Source organism: Bariatricus sp. SGI.161 (assembly GCF_050313695.1).
GTDB lineage: Bacteria > Bacillota > Clostridia > Lachnospirales > Lachnospiraceae > JAFBIX01.
Map to the genome: position 1 here is coordinate 58,737 of NZ_JBNPLX010000014.1, position 22,696 is coordinate 81,432.

20 protein-coding genes are annotated in these 22,696 nt (G+C 41.3%); 17 read left to right on the plus strand and 3 right to left on the minus strand.

The features are described 5' to 3' along the window. Nucleotides 1-14: 14 nt before the first annotated feature. Nucleotides 15-698: an O-methyltransferase gene (locus ACQRBH_RS09855; protein WP_427761508.1), complete on the plus strand. Its 684-nt coding sequence runs from the start codon at nt 15-17 to the stop codon at nt 696-698. After that, nucleotides 688-1,923 carry a peptidase U32 family protein gene (locus tag ACQRBH_RS09860; protein ID WP_427761509.1) on the plus strand — a complete coding sequence of 412 codons (1,236 nt, stop codon included), beginning with the start codon at nt 688-690 and terminating at the stop codon, nt 1,921-1,923. The genes ACQRBH_RS09855 and ACQRBH_RS09860 overlap by 11 nt, the downstream gene beginning before the upstream one ends. Before the next feature lie 116 nt (nt 1,924-2,039). Here the strand turns inward: ACQRBH_RS09860 and ACQRBH_RS09865 are convergent, their stop codons facing one another. From ACQRBH_RS09865 to ACQRBH_RS09875, 3 genes are all read right to left on the minus strand, one after another. Continuing rightward, nucleotides 2,040-3,080 carry a PTS sugar transporter subunit IIC gene (locus ACQRBH_RS09865; protein ID WP_427761510.1) on the minus strand — a complete coding sequence of 347 codons (1,041 nt, stop codon included), beginning with the start codon at nt 3,078-3,080 and terminating at the stop codon, nt 2,040-2,042. A 207-nt stretch (nt 3,081-3,287) separates the two neighbouring features. After that, nucleotides 3,288-4,139: a response regulator gene (locus ACQRBH_RS09870; RefSeq protein WP_427744958.1), complete on the minus strand. Its 852-nt coding sequence runs from the start codon at nt 4,137-4,139 to the stop codon at nt 3,288-3,290. A 2-nt stretch (nt 4,140-4,141) separates the two neighbouring features. Continuing rightward, nucleotides 4,142-5,410 (minus strand): sensor histidine kinase, encoded by a 1,269-nt coding sequence (locus ACQRBH_RS09875; protein WP_427761511.1) that lies wholly within the window; start codon nt 5,408-5,410, stop codon nt 4,142-4,144. Between the two features lie 150 nt (nt 5,411-5,560). Here ACQRBH_RS09875 and sigK point away from each other — a divergent pair, with 150 nt between their 5' ends. The 15 genes from sigK to guaB all read left to right on the plus strand — a co-directional run bounded on the left by sigK (nt 5,561) and on the right by guaB (nt 22,570). Continuing rightward, the gene (sigK, locus tag ACQRBH_RS09880) at nt 5,561-6,178 is read left to right on the plus strand and encodes an RNA polymerase sporulation sigma factor SigK (protein ID WP_427761512.1); all 618 of its coding nucleotides are present in this window, start codon (nt 5,561-5,563) and stop codon (nt 6,176-6,178) included. 128 nt (nt 6,179-6,306) lie between these two features. Further along, on the plus strand, nt 6,307-7,023 hold the full coding sequence (locus ACQRBH_RS09885; RefSeq protein WP_235232169.1) for a FadR/GntR family transcriptional regulator: 717 nt from the start codon (nt 6,307-6,309) through the stop codon (nt 7,021-7,023). Nucleotides 7,024-7,201: 178 nt separating this feature from the next. Continuing rightward, nucleotides 7,202-8,569: an aldehyde dehydrogenase family protein gene (locus ACQRBH_RS09890; protein WP_427761513.1), complete on the plus strand. Its 1,368-nt coding sequence runs from the start codon at nt 7,202-7,204 to the stop codon at nt 8,567-8,569. 14 nt (nt 8,570-8,583) lie between these two features. Further along, nucleotides 8,584-9,501, plus strand: a complete 918-nt coding sequence (locus tag ACQRBH_RS09895; RefSeq protein WP_427761514.1) for a phosphate butyryltransferase — start codon at nt 8,584-8,586, stop codon at nt 9,499-9,501. 9 nt (nt 9,502-9,510) lie between these two features. Next, on the plus strand, nt 9,511-10,620 hold the full coding sequence (buk, locus tag ACQRBH_RS09900) for a butyrate kinase (RefSeq protein ID WP_235232172.1): 1,110 nt from the start codon (nt 9,511-9,513) through the stop codon (nt 10,618-10,620). A 23-nt stretch (nt 10,621-10,643) separates the two neighbouring features. Then, nucleotides 10,644-12,146 (plus strand): sodium:solute symporter family protein, encoded by a 1,503-nt coding sequence (locus ACQRBH_RS09905; RefSeq protein ID WP_427761515.1) that lies wholly within the window; start codon nt 10,644-10,646, stop codon nt 12,144-12,146. Between the two features lie 175 nt (nt 12,147-12,321). Beyond that, entirely contained in the window at nt 12,322-13,860 is a 1,539-nt protein-coding gene (locus ACQRBH_RS09910; protein ID WP_427761516.1) for a YifB family Mg chelatase-like AAA ATPase, read from the plus strand. Between the two features lie 8 nt (nt 13,861-13,868). Then, a complete protein-coding gene (gene dprA, locus ACQRBH_RS09915) occupies nt 13,869-14,948 on the plus strand; it encodes a DNA-processing protein DprA (protein ID WP_235232175.1) in 1,080 nt (359 codons plus the stop codon). 40 nt (nt 14,949-14,988) lie between these two features. Next, nucleotides 14,989-17,070, plus strand: a complete 2,082-nt coding sequence (gene topA / locus ACQRBH_RS09920) for a type I DNA topoisomerase (RefSeq protein WP_427761517.1) — start codon at nt 14,989-14,991, stop codon at nt 17,068-17,070. Nucleotides 17,071-17,133: 63 nt separating this feature from the next. Continuing rightward, nucleotides 17,134-17,916: a GTP-sensing pleiotropic transcriptional regulator CodY gene (gene codY / locus ACQRBH_RS09925; protein ID WP_235232224.1), complete on the plus strand. Its 783-nt coding sequence runs from the start codon at nt 17,134-17,136 to the stop codon at nt 17,914-17,916. Between the two features lie 92 nt (nt 17,917-18,008). Next, on the plus strand, nt 18,009-18,314 hold the full coding sequence (locus tag ACQRBH_RS09930) for a hypothetical protein (protein WP_427743296.1): 306 nt from the start codon (nt 18,009-18,011) through the stop codon (nt 18,312-18,314). A 115-nt stretch (nt 18,315-18,429) separates the two neighbouring features. Further along, nucleotides 18,430-18,714, plus strand: a complete 285-nt coding sequence (locus ACQRBH_RS09935; protein WP_427743297.1) for a co-chaperone GroES — start codon at nt 18,430-18,432, stop codon at nt 18,712-18,714. Between the two features lie 63 nt (nt 18,715-18,777). Then, entirely contained in the window at nt 18,778-20,403 is a 1,626-nt protein-coding gene (gene groL / locus ACQRBH_RS09940) for a chaperonin GroEL (RefSeq protein ID WP_427743298.1), read from the plus strand. A 110-nt stretch (nt 20,404-20,513) separates the two neighbouring features. Continuing rightward, complete coding sequence (locus ACQRBH_RS09945; protein ID WP_427761518.1) at nt 20,514-21,005, plus strand: DUF6106 family protein; 492 nt, start codon at nt 20,514-20,516, stop codon at nt 21,003-21,005. Nucleotides 21,006-21,115: 110 nt separating this feature from the next. Beyond that, nucleotides 21,116-22,570, plus strand: a complete 1,455-nt coding sequence (guaB, locus tag ACQRBH_RS09950) for an IMP dehydrogenase (protein WP_235232181.1) — start codon at nt 21,116-21,118, stop codon at nt 22,568-22,570. Nucleotides 22,571-22,696 lie beyond the last annotated feature (126 nt).

Sequence of the window (22,696 nt, forward strand, 5' to 3'; positions counted from 1 at the left end):
AGGGGTGTCCCAAAATGATTGTTGATGAAAGAATGGTGACGTATATTCATTCTCTGGAGACGCCGGAGAGTCCGTTGATTGAGCAGATTGAGCAGGAAGCTTTGGATACGTATGTGCCGATTATCCGTAAGGAGACGCAGAGTTTTCTGAAGGTGTTGTTGATGATGAAGAAGCCTGTGCGGGTTCTTGAGGTGGGAACTGCGATTGGTTTTTCGGCGCTTTTGATGTGTGAGTATTTGCCGGAAAATGGGCATATTACGACGATTGAGAAGTATGAGAAGCGGATTCCGATTGCGCGGGAGAATTTTAAGCGTGCGGGCAAGGGAGATCGGATTACATTGATTGAAGGTGATGCGCTTGAGGTGATGCGTTCTTTGGAAGGGCCGTTTGATTTTATATTTATGGATGCGGCTAAGGGACAGTATATTCACTATATGCCGGAGGCGATTCGTCTGCTTTCTAAGGATGGTGTGTTGATGTCTGATAACGTGTTGCAGGATGGCGATATTATAGAATCACGGTTTGCAGTGGAACGGCGGAATCGTACGATTCACAGCCGGATGAGGGAATATCTGTATGAATTGAAGCATAATGACCAGTTACAGACATCCATTATACCACTGGGGGACGGTGTGGCTCTTAGTGTGAAGAAGACCATGACGGTAGAAGATAAAGGAGAATTACAGAATGAAGAATAGACGACCTGAACTCTTGATTCCAGCCAGCAGCCTGGAAGTATTGAAGACTGCGGTTATATTTGGCGCAGATGCAGTATATATTGGCGGTGAGGCTTTTGGACTTCGTGCGAAAGCGAAGAATTTCTCGATGGAAGATATGCGCGAAGGAATTGAATTTGCCCATGAGCATGGAGTGAGAGTTCATGTAACGGTAAATATTCTTGCCCACAATGATGATCTGGAGGGCGTAGAGGGATATTTGAGAGAATTGAAAGAAATAGGTCCGGATGCGTTAATTATCGCGGATCCGGCAATCTTTGAGATGGCAAAGGAGATATGTCCGGAGATTGAGCGTCACATCAGTACGCAGGCCAATAATACGAATTATGGAACGTATCGTTTCTGGTGGAAGCAAGGCGCGAAGCGAGTGGTATCTGCCAGAGAGCTGTCATTAAAAGAGATTAAGGAGATTCGGGAACGTATTCCGGAAGAGATGGAGATTGAAAGCTTCATTCATGGAGCTATGTGTATCTCTTATTCTGGAAGATGTCTGTTGAGTAATTATTTCACCGGACGCGATGCCAATCAAGGAGCATGTACGCATCCTTGCCGTTGGAAATATGCGGTGGTAGAGGAGACCAGACCAGGTGAATATATGCCGGTTTATGAGAATGAGCGTGGCACATATATCTTCAATTCGAAGGATTTGTGCATGATTGAGCATATTCCGGAGATGATTGATGCAGGAATTGACAGTTTCAAGATTGAAGGACGTATGAAAACGGCATTGTATGTGGCGACGGTAGCTAGAACTTATCGGAAAGCTATTGATGATTATCTGGAGGATCCGGAGAAATACAAAGCAAATATGCCATGGTATCTGGATCAGATTTCCAATTGTACTTATCGTCAGTTCACGACAGGGTTCTATTTTGGAAAGCCGAGCGAAGAGAGCCAGATCTATGACAGCAATACGTATGTCAAGGAGTATACTTATCTGGGAATCATCGTCGGTGAAAAGGATGGGATGTATCGGATCGAACAGAGAAATAAGTTTTCAGTCGGAGAGACGATCGAAATTATGAAACCGGATGGCCGCAACATTGAAGTGACGGTGAGACGGATCGTCGATGAAGATGGAAATGAGCAGGAGAGTGCGCCGCATCCGAAGCAGGTACTGTATATTGACTTTGGAGGAGAGGCAGAACAGTACGATATCCTGAGGCGTGCGGAACCTGAGACTTAGAAGAACTAATGTATGATAGGAATGTGAAAGAGCAGAAACCCTTGGAAGGATAAGGTGTTTCTGCTCTTTCTTTACATTTCCTGAAATATTTACAATAAATAAGTAATAATTGAGATTTAGCATTCTGCGTTTGCAGCTTCATTGCCAAGAAGCTCAGCAGCAGGAGTTTTCACACGCTTTTTGAATACCATACTTCCGATCAATCCAGCTGTTATTCCACCGAGCACAGCAAAGACGAGTGCAAGAATTACTTTTACTGGTGAATTGAAAGCAAATGGTGCCAGAAGTCCAGGGATAGGGGAAGCAGTTCCTGGTGCATTATTGATGATATGGAACGCTGCCGCAGATATTCCGGCAAATCCGCCTCCGAAGAAGTTAGAACAATAGATCGGGATTGGGTTCGTGGTAATAATGTCAGCCTGTGTTAAAGGCTCCAACATCACTGCGATGACATTGCTTCTGTCACCTAATTTTAATTTTGAGAAAATGATTCCGTTCGTAAAGGATCCGCCGACACAGGCGATGGCAGCAATTCCCATAGCCAGTCCATCTAGGCTCAACATGGCAGTCAGTGCCATAGAACTGAGTGGAGATGTACAGATCATCTTTATAATACCACCAAGTAAGAATCCCATGACGATCGGAGACTGTTCGGTTGCAGCAGAGATCGTGCCGCCGATTTTTATTAATGTAGCATTAACCGCAGGGTTCACTGCAAATGCAATAAAACGTGCCATTGGTGCGATTAATAAAGCACCACCGATCATGTTAAGACCTTCTGGCAATTTCTTTTCGATGATTGGAGAAACCAGACCAACGATATAGCCTGCAATAAATCCTGGCAGGATTCCGTAACCGCCGACAGCGACACCAGCAGTCACTGCAAAGACCGGATTAGCACCCATGGAGATAGGAACCATGATTGCAGCGGCTACGCCGCCAAGGCTTCCGGAAGTTTCACCAACTGTACGGAAGAATTCAAGACCTAACAAGTCGCCAGTGATATATTTGTGAACTGCTTCTACCAAAAATGTGGCAATGGCAGCATTGGCCATACCGGACATAGCAAGCTGTCCTTTGGGCATTTTTAGACTGAATAAAGAAAAACCGGCCAATGTGATTAATAATAATCCGACTCCAGATAAAATTGTTAACATAGACATTCCCTCGCATTTCATATTGAATTTTTGAATAAGTTCCGTTTCTCTATTGATATAGTTAATATAATAACGAGACTTCAAAAAGTATCAAACGGTATCAAAATAGACGAAAAAAAAGAAGTATCATTAGAAATTTTGTGACATTTCACAAAAATACTCTAATGATACTGTATATAATAACGAAGAAAAATGTCTTTGAAATTATTAGTGGGACAGACAATATACCACCAAAGCATTCAGAAAGCTCTTGATCTTTACATTTCCATGCTTTTTGCTTTTCCCGCGGATATAGTCCATCTCTTTTCGAACCTGCTCAAAATTATAAAGAGTATTTGAATATTCGGTAAATATTTCATTGCTGTAATCTTCAATTCCTAAGTGGGCCAGATTGACAAGCCCGGTGTTGACCGTTCGACGGATGCGCTGTTCCATGGATTTGGGTGAATCACTGAACTTGCTGCAAAGTTCATTTAATGTGGTGTCATTCATCTGTTCTTTATGCTCCATCAGGTATTCTGCGACCAGGGCAATATCTTTGCTTCCAATGTCTCCGATAATACCCAGCTGCTGTAAAACATTGCGGAGTGTAGAAGAAGATTCGCTGTTTGACGGAAGAGAAGATTCTGGCTTTATCTCTGGCTGCATACCTTCCAGGAATATATTTTGCATCTTGTTCATGGTACGCTGCATGGTAAGAGAACTACTGACTTTTTTTATGACTGTCTCGACCTCGATACTGTTAAGTGGTTTTTGGATAAAAAATTCAATACCTGCTTCATAGGCGGAAGCTATCATATCCTTGGAAGAGACTTGGGAAAGCATGATGTAGGATGCACCAGGAAGTTGGGCTTTTGCATGTTTCACAAAAGTGATTCCATCCATTTTAGGCATTAATAAGTCTACGATTACGATGTCCGGCTTGAGTGAAAGCAGATCATCCAAAGCATCCTGACCGTTATCGGCAGAGCCACAGATGGTACCTAAGTTCCGTTCTGTAATAATGATTTTTAATATATTTCGGACATTTTGATCATCATCAATTAGGTAGAATTTCATAATTATGACCTCTTTTCAAGAATTTGTCTGGGAATCTGAATGGTAAATGTAGTTTTGCCAGGGCGGGAAGTAAGGTCTATCTTTCCATTCAGCTGGTTTTCGACCAGATCTTGTACTAGATTTAGTCCCAATCCTCGATTGACTTCCCCAGTTGTAAAATTAATCTTTGTAGAAAATCCAGGATGAAAAACTTCGTTAATATATTCTTCTTTGATACCGGGACCTTGATCGGTAACTTCAAATGTGCAGAAGTCTGAATTGGAAGTCTGAGATACTAAGATTGTCACACAAGACTCGGTAGCAGCTTCTATAGCATTATTAAATAGATTCCGGAAGACAGACATCAGTGCGTATTGCTTGTCTGTATAAAAATTATCGGAACATCTGGCAGATAAGGAAAGTTCTTTTCCCTGTTCTCTTGCTGTCAGAGTGACAGAGTCTTTTAATAGTGTAAGAAGGTCTTCCAGATACATTCCATCGCTTTGAAATTCCTGGTCAAGCGCTTCAGATATTCCACGTAAGATCAACAAATATTCCTTTTTGATTTCATGGATATCTTTTGCCACTGACAGAGCAGATGAAGAGATTTCCGGATCTGTGTCAGATGCTTTTAGTTTTTCAAATAGTCGATAAGAAGTGTTCATAGTCTCTTCGATAAGCGAGGTATTCTTGCGCATCCAGACCATTTCCCCATTTAATTTGGATATCAACAGAAGAAGGCGCTTGTAGCGATCTTCATGTTCTTGCTGTAAAAGCAATAACTTATATCGATCAAAAATGGTCAGGACGCACCAGATGACCAATGTACGCAGACAAGCGACCAATAAGATACTAAGTTGTGTCTTAACTGTTAAAGCATCATTTTGCATACGTAAAAAAAGTTCCGTAAAATTTGCTGTGTAGTCAATGAATATCAGTGGCAGAACAACCAATATTCTTGATAGGATTCGATTCTTCAGCCAGTGTGTGTACAGGCAGAGAAGAAGACCGTAACAGATGTAAAATCCTGTCTCCGGGAAAAAAGAGGCTATACTTCCAGCCAGCGTTCCCGATTGAAACCAGTTCATCAGTACACGCAAGGCGAATACGCCAAATGCAGAACAAAAAGTAACGGGAATCAGGGGGAAGTTCTCTGTCAAAAAGAAAAAGACAGGAATAAAAATAATGGCAATAGAAATCTTAAAATCTGCAATAAAAAGATTCATGCTAAGCTGTGCAGCCAGTATGATAAATATACTATAATACAAAGTTTTATTCAGTTTGTGATTCATGACATACCCCAAATCGTCAATATAAATCTATAGTTATTTATATTTACTATAACTTTTTTGGCGCTTTTTGTATAGAGAAAATTGAATGGAAAAGCACAAAAGAAATTAAATTTACATAAACTATATTAAATACGCTTAGAGGTGCTTTCCTTGAAATCATTTCCCCAACCCCTCACTGCAGCGGAAGAAAGAGAATATCTGCAAAAATATACGGAGGGTGATCTTGAAGCGAAACATATCTTAATCGAGCGGAATCTGCGCCTCGTCGCTCATATCGTGAAAAAATATCAGTCTTATGAAGAAGAGGCGGAAGACCTATTATCCATCGGAACTATTGGACTTATCAAAGCGGTCGTAACATTTAATCCAGAAAAATGTGTTCGATTAGGGACATATGCGGCACGCTGTATTGAAAATGAAATCTTGATGTATCTTCGGGCCAAAAAAAAATCATCCAAAGAAATATCCTTGTATGAACCTATAGGAACCGACAGAGAAGGAAATGAAATTCAGCTTTTTGATATTATTGAGACAGAAGAGACAGATGCACATAAAAAAGTAGAACTAAGTGATGATATTCAGATATTATATGAGCGGGTAGAGTCAGAATTGTCACCAAGAGAAAGACTGGTATTGAAAATGCGGTATGGATTGTATAACGGAGAAGAGTATACACAGCGGGAGATTGCTAAGCAGTTAGGCATCTCTCGTTCTTATGTTTCAAGAATTGAAAAAAGTGCTATCGAAAAATTGCGAGGATATTTTTAAAAAGGGACACTGGGGACGGGGGTTTTTGAAAAAACCCCCGTCCCCGATTCACAAATCCGAAAAGAGATGTTATAATATGGGATATGTGAAATTTATGAGATATTTCGATACGAAAGGTGAATTTATGTATGGGAAGTAACAATCTTTTTGCGGAATTGCCAAAGGGATCTATCTCTGAGATTATTATACAGAGAATTACGGATGCTTTGATCAGTGGGGAATTAAAGCCGGGCGATAAGATTCCGACAGAAATTGAATTTAGTGAGAAGCTTGGTGTAAGCCGCAATGCGATCCGGGAAGCGATTAAGGTGCTGGTCGCATTTGGAGTGTTGGAGATACGGCGTTCAGAAGGAACTTTTGTTGTTGAAGAATATAATAACAAATTATTGGATCCGTTGTTGTATGGATTGATTTTGTCTGAGCATTCGATGGAGGAACTTCTGGAGGTGAAGATTGCGGTGGCCAATTCAGTGCTGTATCTTGCGATCTTGAATGCTTCGGATGATGATATCCGTCAGTTGAGACAACTTGGTTTGGAATTTAAACGGATCATGAATGAAGCACCGGCGGATATTGAGAAGATGTATCAGGCGAGTAAGCGTTTTAATGAATATTTGAGTGAAATATCTCAGAATAGGATGTTATATCAGTTGGACAGCATTATCCGTAAGATTGCATCATTTACAAGGCACAAAGCGATAGAAGTGTCGGTTGAGAGAAATCAGCTGAATGCACTCCCGGATAATTATCTGAAAGAGGTAGACATATTGGAAGCAAGAGATAAAAGTGCCATTGCAGCCTTTATGGATGAAAGATTAAAATTATGGCAGGATTTGCTGTTGTAAGAAAGATTGGTAAAAATTTATCAAATACGTTAAAATATCAACAAAATGAGGTTGCGTTTTTTGTATAGTTTACACAAAAAACCAACCTCATTTTGTTGATATATGCCGATTGAAATAGAACGTACAATGTAGTACATTAAACATACAATGATGGAACGATTTTAAGGAGGCAATAAGAATGGAAGCAAAAGAATATGTATTGGATCTGATTCAAAAAGGAAGAGCAGCACAGCAGGAATTTGAGCAGTTCTCACAGGAAGATGTAGATAAAGCTGTACGCGCGATCGGAAAAATTATCTATGACAATGGCGAAATGTTGGCAAAGATGGCTGTAGAAGAGACACGTATGGGAGTCTATGAGGATAAGATTAAAAAGAACAAAGGAAAATCAAAGGCTGTATGGAACAAATTAAAAGGTGTTAAGAGCCGTGGAATTATTGAATACGTGGAAGAGGAAGGCATTGTAAAAGTTGCAAAGCCAATTGGTGTTATTGGAGCTGTTTCTCCGACAACGAACCCTACTATGACTCCAATGCAGAATGCCATGATCGCATTGAAGGGTGGTAATGCAATCATCGTCGGACCACATCCACGTGCAAAGAAAACAGGTGTTGAAACTGTAAATCTTATGAGAGAGGCATTAAAGTCTGTAGGAGCTCCTGAGGATCTGATCCAGATTATCCCAGAACCAACCGTAGAACTGTCCGGCTTGTTGATGTCCGAGTGTGATGCTTGTATTTCTACAGGAGGTCCAGGAATGGTAAAGGCTGCGTATAAGAGTGGAAAACCGGCATTTGGTGTAGGAGCTGGAAATGTACAGACGCTGGTAGATACAGATGCGGATATTGCAGCAGTCGCAAAGAAAGTTGCCACAAGCCGTACTTATGATAATGGTGTTCTTTGTACTTGCGAACAGTGTGTACATATCCCGGCATCCAAACATGATGAGATGGTAGAAGAACTGGTAAAACAGGGTGCTTATTATATCAACAAACCAGAAGATGTTGAGACACTTCGAAAAGGTCTGTTCCCGAATGGTGTAATCAACAAAGACGCAGTAGGTGCTTCTGCAACATTTATCGCTGATCTGGTAGGCCTGGAAGTTCCGGCGGATACAAGATTTTTACTGGTAGAGATTGAAAAATCTGGAGCAGAAGAGTGCCTTGCAAAAGAAAAACTGTGTCCGGTTCTGGCAATCAACAGCTATGATACCTGGGAAGAAGCAGTAGATAAGGCTGTCACAAACCTGAAAAATGAAGGAGCAGGCCACAGTGCCGTTGTTCATTCTAATACAAAAGAACATGTCGAGTATGCAGCAGAATTACTTCCGGTATCCCGTATTGGTGTAAACATGATCGGTTCTTCCGGACTTGGCGGTGGATTTGACAATGGTCTGAATCCAACAGCAACACTTGGATGCGGAACCTGGGGCAATAACTCCCTCAGCGAGAACTTATGGTGGAATCATCTTGTAAATATTGCAAGAATCGCATATGTATTGCCAGATAAGCCGATCCCGACAGATGAAGAGATCTGGGCTGAGTAGATTGGAGACATGTTATGATTCGTAGTTTTAAAGAGTTAATTGAAAAAGTACAGAATGGGGAGCCACAGACTTTGTCTGTGGCTGTTTCCCAGGATGCAGATGTTCTGTTGTCTGTCTGGAATGCATACCAGAATCGGATCATTCAAGGGGCATACCTGATAGGAAATGAAAAAGAAATAAGAGAAATCGCGAAAGAACAGGGAATTGACCTGTCTAAATTTGAAATTGTAAATGAAGAAGAAAAGCCGGAAGCATGTGCAACTGCAATTAAGCTGGTAAGAGAAGGAAAAGCATCCCTTCCGATGAAAGGATTCGTAGATACTTCGGTTGCATTAAAGGCTTTATTGAATAAAGAATACGGATTAAGAACCGGAAATCTGATCTGTCACGTAGGATTGATGGAAGTAGCAGGATTTGACCGTATGTTTTTGTTAAGTGATTCTGCTATGACGATCGCGCCTACATTGGAACAGAAGGTAGATCTGATCAAGGCATGTACACAGATTGCACATGCTATGGGAAATGATAATCCGAAAGTGGCAGTTCTCTGCGCGGTAGAGAAGGTCAACCCTAAGATGCCGGCAACTCTGGATGCAGCAGAACTTACCAGGATGAATGAAGAAGGAGAGATCACTGGATGTATGGTCAAAGGTCCTCTTGCTATGGATAACGCAGTATCTGTTGAAGCTGCGCGCCATAAGGGAATTGACCATCCGGTGGCTGGAAATGCGGATATTCTGATCACACCGGATATTGAGGCGGGAAATATTCTGAATAAATCTATGGAATATTTTGCAAAATGTGAAAAAGCCGGATGTATTATGGGTGCTGCAAAACCTATGGTTTTGACATCCAGAGCAAGTTCGGATACATCCAAGATGAATTCTATTGCACTTGCTGTACTTGCTGCACAGGCAATGGGAAAGAATTAAGGAGGGCATATGTATCGAATTATTGTATTAAATCCTGGATCAACTTCTACAAAAGTTGCATTGTATGAGGATGATCAGAAGGTTTTTTCGGAGACAATTGATCATCCAGCCAAAGATCTGGCGGTATTTCCGAATATTGTGGATCAACTTCCTTATCGCAAGGAGATCATTACAAAAACTTTGAAGGAAAAAGGTGTTGATCCGAGTACGGCAGACGCATTTTCTGCAATCTGTACAGGATTATTGCCGATGGCAGGCGGTGTGTTCGAAGTAAATGAGAAAATGTATGAGCACGGGCAGATTGGGCCAGGAAGTAAGCATCCGGGAAATCTAGGCCCCCTTCTTGCAAAAGACTTTGCGGAAGAGTTTGGTGGACGTGCATTTATCGTTGATGCGAGCAGTGTTGATGAATTTGAAGAAGAAGCGCGTATGACAGGTTTTGTAGAACTATTCCGTACCAGTCGTGGACATCCGCTGAATCAGCGCGCAGCAGCCAGAAGATATGCGGTTGATTGTCAAAAAGCTTACGAAGAATTGAATCTCGTTGTAGCGCATCTTGGTGGAGGAATCTCTGTCAGTGCACATTGTCAAGGAAAGATGGTAGATACCGTTGACAGTACACGTGGAGAGGGACGTATGGCTCCGACCAGAAGTGGCACCGCTCCACTTGCAGATGTAATTGAACTCTGTTATTCTGGAAAATATACGAAAAAGGAAATGCTTACGAAGGTAATGAAGACCGGTGGCTGGACGGCACATCTTGGAACGTCTGATGCCCGTGAAGTAGAGCAGAGAATTGAAGATGGCGATAGATTTGCAGAATTGGTATACCGGACAACGGCTTATCAGATTGCAAAAGATATTGCAGCGATGGCATCCGTTATGAAAGGAAAGGTTGATGCTATTATTTTGACCGGCGGAGTTGCCTATTCAGAGATGATGGTAAATATGCTGAAAGAGCGAGTTGAGTTCATTGCACCGGTTAAGGTATATCCGGGAGAATTTGAGATGGATGCATTGGCTGCAGGCGCTCTTCGTGTACTCGAAGGCAGAGAAGAGCCGAAATCATATACCGGAGAACCTGTTTTTCCAGGGTTTGACGTTATATACAAGAACTAGATAAGAAACGAGGAGAAGGAACATTGGACATTGGAATATGGAATCTGTTAGGAATTATACTGATTATAGCCATTATCATTGGCGTAGGTATCTATTCAGGAAGAATGGTATCGGATGCCTCGGATTTTGATACTGGTGGAGGAAAGGCAGGACCATGGATCGTGTGTGGAGCCATTATGGGAAGTCTGGTCAGTGGTCAGGCGACCATCGGGACTGCACAACTGGCTTTTGAATATGGAATGTCAGCCTGGTGGTTCACTTTAGGATCTGGAATTGGCTGCCTGATTCTGGCAATCGGGTATGTGATTCCATTACGGCACAGCGGCAGTATTACGTTGCTGGAAGTTATCGGAAAAGAATATGGCACGAAGGCTGAATATGCAGGATCTGTATTGTGTTCCATTGGTATTTTTATCAGCGTGATTGCACAGGTATTGTCTAGCTGTGCACTTTTGACGACCATTTTTCATATGGATTTTCTGCCGGCAGCTATGATATCTGTCGTAGTTATGATGATTTATGTGGTGTTCGGTGGTGCATGGGGCGCCGGAATGGGTGGAGTGGTAAAACTGATTCTGCTCTATGGCGCATCCATATTGGGATTAGGAATTGTTCTGACGAACAGTCACGGAATCAGTGCTTTGATTGATCAATTACGTGCGACACTTGTGGGAACGGATGTAGGAGAATTGGCTGGGATTACGGCTTCTGAAGATGTGTCAGCAAGATATTTCAGTCTGTTTTCCAGAGGATTTTTGAAAGATATGGGTTCCGGCCTGTCACTTTTGTTGGGAGTACTGGCAACACAGACCTATGCCCAGGCAATCTGGTCCGCCAAAAGTGACAGTAAGGCAAGAAAAGGTGCCATGTTAAGTGCAGTACTTATTCCACCGATTGGAATTGCATGTATATTTATTGGAATGTTTATGAGAAATCATTGCATGACGACGGATGAAATTGCAGCGCTTACAGAAACGGGAAAGGGCATTCCAGAGGGAATGATTGAGATTGCAAGTTCTTCGCAGGTATTTCCGACGTTTGTTCTGCATTATATGCCAAAGTTTATTGGGGGAATAGTACTTGGTACACTGCTGGTTACTGTTATCGCCGGAGGTGCGGGTCTGTCCCTTGGTGTGGCAACGATCTTGGTGAATGATATTTTCTGTAAGATATCAAAGCAGCTGGCGGATGTAAAGAAGAAGTTATATACAACAAGAGTTACGATTGTGGTCATTCTCTGTTGTGCAGCGGCAATTGCTCTGGTTGTTCCAGGAGCAATTATCAATGATTTTGGATTCTTGTCTATGGGAATTCGGGGAACGGTCGTATTTATTCCGCTTACCTGTGCTTTATTTGCCAAAGGGAAGGTGGCATCCTGGGCAGTGCTTGTCTCTATGGCCGCAGGACCAATTGCAGTGCTGGGCGGTAATCTTTTGGGACTGCCGTTTGATTCCCTGTTTCTTGGAATCTTCGTGTGTCTTGTGATTATTGGAGCCGGAGTTCTGGCACCTTCTAAAAATGCATAGGATCATGTAAAAAAATAATTGACATTACTAAATGATTGGGATAAGATGGATTCACATTTATGATAAGGGAATCCTCTTATCCTGATTTTTTTCTAGATAAAAATCTTATCGGACTGTATCGGTCCAAATCATCCAAAGTATAATTTGATAATTGCAAAGAGAAAGGAGTGCGTAAATGGCATTTAGTTCAGTATTATCCGCTGCAATTCACGGCCTTCATGTAGAGATGATACACGTGGAAGCAGATGTAAGTAATGGACTGCCAGTATTTCACATGGTGGGATATCTGTCTTCAGAGGTGAAAGAAGCCTCGGAAAGGGTGCGGACTGCAGTACGGAATTCAGAGATTCGTATTCCGGCGAAAAAGATGGTAATTAATCTGGCACCGGCCACAGTAAGAAAGCGGGGAGCTTCTTTTGATCTGCCGATCGCGCTGGCGTTATTGGCTGCATTGGGAATATTCCCGGAAGAGAAGCTTAAAGATATTCTTGTGCTAGGAGAATTGGGGCTGGATGGAAGTGTACAGGCGGTGTCGGGAGTTCTTCCGATTGTGATGAAAGCACGGGAGGAAGGCTGTAAGGCCTGTATTCTTCCAAAGCAAAATATGTCGGAGGGAGCATTAGTAGAGAATATGCAGATTCTTGGAGTAGAACATCTGAAAGAAGCATGCGCTTATCTGAAGGGTGAGAAGGCATTGCAATATGTTAACTCTAAACATAAGCAAGGAATGGAGAATCCACTTGGAACAACGCTGGTAGATTACAGTGATATTCAAGGACAGCAGGCGGTCAAGCGGGCAGCAGAAGTGGCAGTGGCAGGAGGGCATAACCTGCTCCTTGTGGGACCGCCTGGAAGCGGAAAATCCATGATGGCCCAGAGAATCCCGACCATACTGCCACCTCCGACTCTGGAAGAAAGTATGGAGATTACGAAGATATATAGTGTCTTAGGAATGGTAGATAAAGAACATCCACTGATTACTGGGAGACCGTTTCGCAGCGTACATCATACAGTAACAAAGGCTGCACTAATAGGCGGAGGGCTGATCCCAGTGCCGGGAGAGATCAGCTTAGCGCATGGTGGTGTATTGTTTCTGGACGAATTGGCAGAATTTCAGAAGCCGGTACTGGAAGTGCTACGGCAACCGTTAGAAGAACATCAGATTCGGATTACCAGAAGTCATGGGAATTACGTGTTCCCGGCGAATTTTACATTGGCTGCAGCTATGAATCCATGTCCATGTGGAAATTATCCGAATCTTGAGAAATGCACATGTACTCCTTCACAGATCCAGCAATATCTTGGCAGAATCAGTCAGCCATTCTTGGATCGGATTGATATCTGTGTAGAAGCACCAAGAATTTCTTATGAAGACTTAAGCGCTGGAGAGAGACAAGAGAGTTCGGAATCTATACGCAGACGAGTCTGTCAGGCAAGAGAGATTCAGAACCTGCGTTATTTGGAAACGACAATCAGGACGAACTCCATGCTTAGTGCGAAGGATTTGCAGAGATATTGTGTCTTAGGAGCAAAAGAAGAACGTCTGATGAAGCAGGCATTTAACGTATTAGGACTTACAGCACGGACTTATCATAAGATATTACGTGTTGCACGGACGATTGCCGATATGGAGATGAGTGAGCAGATTCGGGAGCATCATCTGAAAGAGGCAATTGGATATCGAACAATGGAAAAGAAGTATTGGGGAAGGTGAAAGAGTAAATGATGTATGAATATTGGCTGTCAGCAATTCGCCCATTATCTGACAAGAAAAAAAGACTGTTGAGAGAAGAATATGGAGATGGAAAAACTATATATAATATAGAAGAAATACATCTGCGATTCCTGAACTTTTTGGAAAGTCGAGATGTGGATACTATTTTAAGATCAAAAAAAGAATGGGAGATAGAGAAGTGTTGGGAGAAACTGCAGGAACAAGGGATACGGATGATTCCGTATTTTTCAGAAGAATATCCCAAGAAGCTTACGAATATTTCGCAGCCACCTTACGCACTCTATGTAAAAGGTAGCCTTCCCAGGGAAAATCAGGTTTCAGTTGCAATTGTAGGTGCAAGAAGATGTACACACTATGGTGAACAGATTGCGTTAGAGTATGGTGAGGCTTTGGCTTCAGAAGGAATACAGATTATCAGCGGAATGGCGAGAGGAATTGACGGGGCGGGGCAAAGAGGAGCGCTGAATGCAGGAGGAGCAACCTATGGAGTGCTGGGATGTGGGGTAGATATCTGTTATCCCAGGGAGAATATTGGATTATATATGGATATTCAACAAAAGGGAGGAATCATATCTGAACAGATTCCCGGACAGCCCCCGTTGCCGGCTTATTTTCCTGAAAGGAATCGAATCATCAGTGGACTGGCGGATGTGGTTCTTGTGATAGAAGCAAAAGAAAAAAGTGGGTCGCTGATCACGGCTGATATGGCACTGGAGCAGGGAAAAGATGTGTATGCTTTGCCGGGACCTGTGACGAGTTCTATGAGTCAGGGATGCCATCGTTTGATTCGTCAGGGTGCAGGAATCCTGATATCCCCGGAAGATTTATTGATTGAGTTAGGTATAAATATTGTGAATCAAGGGCAAATAATTGACAAAAATGAAAAAGTGCTTGAAAGTACAGAAAATATGGTGTATAGTTGTCTCGGTTTATTTCCAAAGGGAATGAGTCAGCTATTAGAGGAGACTGGACTGAATGTACAGGAACTCCTGGAACAGCTGATTACTCTGGAAATGAAAGGATATGTGAAAGAAATATCTAAAAATTATTATGTAAAGCTCCGGTAGATGATACCGGTGGATATATTTTCATGGAGGAAATTATTTTATGGCACGTTATCTTGTAATTGTGGAGTCACCAGCAAAAGTGAAGACCATCAAGAAATTTTTAGGAAGTAATTATGTGGTGACCGCATCAAATGGACATGTAAGAGATCTGCCCAAGAGTCAGCTTGGAGTTGATGTTGAGCATGATTACGAGCCGAAGTATATTACAATCCGGGGAAAAGGAGAGATTCTTGCCAACCTTCGCAAGGAAGTGAAGAAGGCCGATAAAGTGTATCTCGCAACTGACCCGGACCGTGAAGGAGAAGCAATTTCATGGCATCTGAGTCAGGCTTTGAAATTGGAAAATAAAAAGACGTACAGAATCAGTTTTAATGAGATTACTAAAAATGCCGTAAAAGCATCTCTGAAAAATGCGCGAGAAATCGATATGGATCTTGTTGATGCACAACAGGCACGAAGAATTCTTGATCGAATTGTTGGATATAAGATTAGTCCGCTTTTATGGGCAAAGGTAAAGAGAGGATTAAGTGCCGGACGTGTACAGTCGGTAGCACTTCGAATCATTGCAGACAGAGAAGATGAGATCAATGCTTTTATTCCAGAAGAATACTGGACATTGGATGCGAACCTGAAGGTAGAGGGCGAGAGAAAACTTCTGACAGCTAAGTTCTATGGAACAGATAAGAAGATGACGATTCATTCTCAGAAAGAGCTGGATGCAATCATCAAGGATCTGGAATATGCAGACTATTCAGTGGCAGATGTAAAAAAAGGTGAGAGAACGAAGAAGTCACCAGTACCTTTTACGACGAGTACTTTACAACAGGAGGCATCTAAAGCACTGAATTTTGCAACAGCTAAGACAATGAGGATTGCCCAGCAGTTATACGAAGGAATTGATATTAAAGGAAATGGAACGGTAGGTCTGATCACTTATCTTCGTACCGATTCCACCCGTGTCTCTGAAGAGGCAGATGCCAACGTGCGGGAATATATTGCTTCAAGTTATGGACAGGATTATGTGGCTGTAAATGAGGCAAAGTCTGGAGATGGGCATAAGATTATTCAAGATGCTCACGAAGCAATTCGTCCGACGGATGTGACACGCACTCCGGCAGCAATGAAGGATTCCTTAACCAGAGACCAGTTCCGTTTGTATCAGTTGATCTGGAAGCGTTTTGTTGCCAGCAGAATGCAGCCCGCAAGATATGAGACCACATCTGTGAAGATTGCAGCTGGAAAGTATTATTTTACAGTGGCGGCTTCCAAGATTGCATTTGAAGGATTCCGAACGGTATACACAGAAGCAGGAGAAGAAAAAGAAGAAAATAATGTATTGCTGAAAGGATTGGATAAGGATTCCGTTCTTTCTAAGGAAAGTTTTGAGACAAAACAGCATTTTACACAGCCACCGGCACATTATACAGAAGCAACCTTGGTAAAGACATTGGAAGAGTTAGGAATTGGACGTCCGAGTACTTATGCACCGACGATTTCTACCATTATTGCAAGACGTTATGTGGCAAAAGAGAATAAGAATCTGTATCTGACGGAACTTGGAGAGGTTGTGAATAATATTATGAAGCAATCCTTCCCAAGTATTGTGGATGTGAATTTTACAGCCAATATGGAAAGCCTTTTGGACGGTGTGGCAGAAGGTAAAGTGAATTGGAAGACAATTATTGAGAATTTCTATCCTGATCTGGAGGCAGCAGTAGAGATTGCGGAGAAAGAACAGGAACAAGTGAAAATCGAAGATGAAGTGACGGATGTCATCTGTGATCAGTGTGGACGAAATATGGTCATTAAATATGGACCACATGGACGTTTTCTGGCATGCCCGGGATTTCCAGAATGTCGTAACACAAAGCCTTACCTAGAGAAAATAGGTGTTCCTTGTCCGGTGTGCGGTAAAGATGTGGTAATTCGAAAGACGAAAAAAGGAAGAAAATATTACGGATGTGAGAACAATCCAGAATGTGAATTTATGTCATGGCAGAAACCATCTACAAAGAAATGTCCAAGGTGTGGAAAATATATGGTAGAGAAAGGGAATAAGCTTCTCTGCGGTGATGAGCAGTGTGGATATGTAGAAAATAAAGAAAATAACAAAAATAATTAGGAAATTAATTGAAACTTCTAGAATTGTATGATAATATATCAATCAAAGGATGGTGGAATGTCAATGAGCGTACAATTGTTAGATAAAACCAGAAAAATCAACAAATTACTGCACAACAACAATTCGAGTAAAGTTGTATTTAATGACATTTGTGAAGTGCTTACGCAGATTTTAGATTCGAATGTATTAGTCGTAAGTAAAAAGGGAAAGGTACTTGGGGGAAGCAAATGTGACAATGTACCTTATATTAAAGAATTGATTGAGCAGGAAATCGGAAAACATATTGATGATATGCTAAATGAGCGACTTTTGAGTATCTTATCAACTAAAGAGAATGTGAATCTGCAGACATTAGGTTTTTCTGAAGATGCAGTGAAAAAATATCAGGCAATTATTACGCCGATTGATATTGCAGGAGAGCGCCTGGGTACTTTATTTATCTATAAAAAAGAACAGATGTATGAGATTGATGATATTATCTTGAGTGAGTATGGAGCAACAGTTGTAGGATTGGAGATGCTTCGTTCGGTGAATGAAGAAAGTGCTGAAGAGACCAGAAAAGAACATATTGTCCAGTCGGCAATCAGTACATTATCTTATTCAGAGTTAGAAGCTATCATTCATATTTTTGATGAACTTGATGGAACCGAGGGAATTCTGGTTGCAAGCAAGATTGCGGATCGTGTTGGAATTACGAGATCTGTAATTGTAAATGCACTCCGTAAGTTCGAGAGTGCCGGCGTAATTGAATCACGTTCTTCCGGTATGAAAGGAACCTACATTAAAGTTGTTAATGATTATGTATTTACAGAATTAGAACATATCAAAGCAGAACGTATGAAATAGTCAGAGTAGAAAGGGTATCGGGCAACTGATACCCTTATTTGAGTTTAGCTGTAATATCTCGACGGGGTATCAATAGGAAAGGAGAAATATATATGTACGAAAAGTGTCCGGCAGAGCTTCAAATGTCGAGAATGGTACTTAAAGACGGATATTTTGATGAAACTTCTCATAGTTGTAAAATCATTACGTATAATCCAGACGAAGAATGCATATATTTTCTATCAGAGGAGACAGAACTTCCGATATTTTCACTGGATGGAATCTATGAATGCCGTATTGAGACGTCAAACGGAAATATTGGGTGCAATGGATTCATCAAAGAGCGTTATTGGAATAAATCGGGTAAGATATTGAAGTTTCAGATTCGAAATGGATTTTATAAAAAACTTGTAAACTAAATAGAAAGTGTGTTGACAAAGTAGAAAGAGAGTGCTATTTTATATCTAGAGTCTTTTAGCACTCTCTTTTTGTGAGTGCTGACAAATCTTTGAATATAATTAAGGAGGAATAAATATGAAATTAGTACCATTAGGAGACAGAGTTGTATTAAAGCAGTTGGTTGCAGAAGAGACTACAAAGTCAGGAATAGTCATTCCTGGACAGTCAAAAGAAAAACCACAGCAGGCAGAAGTAATTGCTGTTGGACCAGGTGGAACAGTTGATGGAAAAGAAGTGACAATGAATGTTACAGTTGGACAGAAGGTTATTTATTCTAAATATTCAGGAACAACTGTAGAGATTGAAGACGAAGAATATATTATTGTAAAACAGGATGACATTCTTGCCATCTGTGAATAAAGAACAGTCAATAATAATGAATATAGAAAAGTTTTTTAATAGAATATAGGAGGCAGATTTATCATGGCAAAAGAAATTAAATATGGCGCAGAAGCAAGAAGCGCATTGGAAGCAGGAGTTAACCAGTTGGCAGACACAGTGAGAGTAACACTTGGACCAAAAGGACGTAATGTTGTTCTTGACAAATCATTCGGTGCACCACTGATTACAAATGATGGTGTTACAATTGCAAAAGAGATCGAATTGGAAGATGCTTTTGAGAATATGGGAGCACAGTTGATCAAGGAAGTTGCATCTAAGACAAATGATGTTGCCGGAGATGGTACTACAACAGCAACTGTATTGGCACAGTCTATGGTACATGAAGGAATGAAGAACCTGGCAGCAGGTGCTAATCCGATTATTCTCCGTAAAGGTATGAAGAAAGCAACAGATGCAGCTGTTGAAGCAATTGCTAAGATGTCCAGTAAAGTAAGAGATAAAGATCAGATCGCAAAAGTTGCAGCAATCTCAGCTGGCGATGTAGAAGTTGGAGAGATGGTTGCAGATGCAATGGAAAAGGTATCTAACGATGGAGTTATCACAATCGAAGAGTCCAAGACAATGAAGACAGAACTTGATCTGGTAGAAGGTATGCAGTTTGATCGTGGATATGTATCTGCATACATGGCAACGGATATGGATAAGATGGAAGCTATTCTTGATGATCCATATATCTTGATCACAGATAAGAAGATTTCTAATATTCAGGAGATTCTTCCATTGTTAGAGCAGATTGTACAGTCTGGTGCAAGATTATTGATCATTGCAGAGGACGTAGAAGGAGAGGCACTTACTACGTTAATTGTGAACAAACTGCGTGGAACATTCAATGTAGCTGCTGTAAAAGCTCCTGGCTATGGTGACAGAAGAAAAGAAATGCTCAAAGATATTGCTATTCTGACAGGCGGACAGGTCATCTCTGATGAACTGGGAATGGATCTGAAAGAGACTACGCTGGATCAACTTGGACGTGCAAAATCTGTAAAAGTACAGAAAGAGAACACAGTTATCGTTGATGGTATGGGCGATAAGAAAGCGATTGCTGACCGTGTGGCTCAGATTAAGATGCAGATTGAAGAGACAACATCTGATTTCGACAGAGAGAAACTTCAGGAAAGACTTGCAAAACTTGCAGGTGGTGTAGCTGTAATCCGTGTTGGTGCAGCAACAGAGACAGAGATGAAAGAAGCAAAACTTCGTATGGAAGATGCACTTGCAGCAACAAGAGCAGCTGTTGAAGAAGGTATTATTGCAGGAGGCGGTTCTGCATATATCCACGCTACAAAAGAGGTTGCAGCTCTTGCAGATACTCTGGAAGGTGATGAGAAGACAGGTGCGAATGTAATCCTGAAAGCTCTGGAAGCTCCATTGTATCACATTGCAGCAAATGCCGGATTGGAAGGTTCTGTGATCATCAATAAAGTAAAAGAATCAGAGCCAGGTATTGGTTTCGATGCATTGACAGAGAACTATGTAGATATGGTAGAGAGTGGTATTCTTGATCCGGCTAAGGTAACAAGAAGTGCACTTCAGAATGCAACAAGTGTTGCATCTACACTTCTGACAACGGAGTCTGTTGTTGCCAATATCAAAGAAGAGACCCCGGCAATGCCAGCTGGTGCAGGCGGCGGAATGGGCATGATGTAAACAGATACACATAAAGTGTGAAAATTTTGAAAACTCCTCTTGTGAGGAGTTTTCTTTTTGTCCTAAAATGTGCTACAATATCTTTAATTAAAATTTTGGAGGAAGAAAAAATGAGCGACTATTATACTGAACAATTGGTGAAGAAAAAACCAGATATGAAAGATATGATGACGAAAGCGATACTGATTGCGGTGACAATCGTATCTATTCTGGCAGTGCTTTATTATCCGATTATTATTCTGGTACCAGTTCTGTTAATCGGGCTTGATATATTCATGTTCCATCGGCTGAAGGTTGAGTATGAATACTTATATGTGAATGGCGATCTGGATATTGACAAGATTATGAATAAGTCAAAAAGAAAAAGAGTATTTTCGATGAATGTATCTGATCTGGAGATGCTGGCGCCGGCAGATGCAGTGGAGTTGCGTCAGTATCAGAATGCAAAGGTCTATGATTATAGTTCGGGAACTGGACTGGCAAGAGTGTATGCTCTGATAACAGCGAATCAGGGTGAGGTAAAGAAGATTCTGTTTGAGCCAAATGAGACAATTGTGGAAGGATTCTTCCTGATGGCGCCACGTAAAGTTATTCGCAAATAAATTGTCTGAAAAGAAAAAAGCGGACGAAATATGTTGACAAGTGATATACAAATTAGTTATTATAGCAGATAATCATAAAATTGAAGAGAGAGAAAGAGAGGATGACAATCATGGGAAAGATAATCGGAGAAGGCATTACGTTTGATGATGTACTTTTAGTTCCGTCTTATTCAGAAGTAATTCCAAATCAGGTGGATTTATCAACTTATTTAACAAAAAAAATCAAGTTAAATATACCAATGATGAGCGCAGGTATGGATACGGTAACAGAACATCGTATGGCCATTGCAATGGCTCGTCAGGGAGGAATTGGTATTATTCATAAAAACATGTCAATCGAACAGCAGGCAGAAGAGGTTGATAAGGTAAAGCGTTCCGAAAATGGGGTTATCACAGATCCATTTTATCTGTCACCGGAGAATACTCTGGAAGATGCCAACAATCTGATGGCTAAGTTCAGAATTTCAGGTGTGCCAATTACTGAAAATGGAAAATTGGTAGGTATTATTACAAACCGTGATTTAAAATTCGAAGAAGATTTCTCTAAAAAGATTAAAGAATCTATGACTTCCGAGGGATTGATTACAGCACCGGAAGGAATCACTCTGGAAGAGGCAAAGAAGATTCTTGCAAAAGCAAGAAAAGAAAAACTTCCGATTGTAGATGAGGATTTCAATTTGAAAGGTCTTATCACAATTAAAGATATTGAAAAACAGATCAAATATCCATTATCCGCAAAGGATTCCCAGGGACGTCTGCTCTGTGGTGCAGCGATCGGAATTACAGCAAACTGTCTGGAGAGAGCACAGGAACTTGTGAACGCAAAGGTTGATGTTGTTGTTATGGATTCTGCTCATGGGCATTCTGCCAATGTCATCCGAACTGTAGATATGGTAAAATCAAAATTCCCAGATCTTCAGGTGATTGCGGGTAATGTAGCGACAGGTGAGGCAACAGAGGCTTTGATCAAAGCTGGTGTAGATGCTGTGAAAGTTGGTATTGGTCCAGGATCCATTTGTACGACACGTATTGTGGCAGGTATTGGTGTTCCGCAGATCTCTGCAGTTATGGATTGCTACGAGGCGGCAGATAAGTATGGAATTCCGATCATTGCCGATGGTGGTATTAAGTATTCCGGTGATATGACAAAGGCTATCGCAGCCGGAGCCAATGTCTGCATGATGGGAAGCATCTTTGCCGGATGTGACGAGAGCCCGGGAACATTTGAACTGTATCAGGGAAGAAAATATAAAGTATATCGTGGAATGGGATCTATCGCAGCGATGGAGAACGGAAGCAAAGACCGTTACTTCCAGTCCGATGCAAAGAAACTGGTACCGGAAGGTGTAGAAGGACGTGTCGCATATAAAGGCTCCGTAGAAGATACGGTATTCCAGTTAATGGGTGGACTTCGTTCCGGTATGGGCTATTGTGGTACTCCGACAATCGAAGATCTGAAGAGAAATGGCAAGTTTGTTAAGATCTCTGCTGCTTCTCTGAAAGAGAGTCATCCGCATGATATTCATATTACAAAAGAGGCACCAAACTACAGCACAGATGAATAAAATATAATAATTTTTATAAAAAGCTATCCGCTTTACAGATATTGTAGAAGTGGATGGCTTTTTTATTGGAATCGGTATAAATAATGTTGACGATAGAATCAAAATGATATATGGTTTAGATTATGG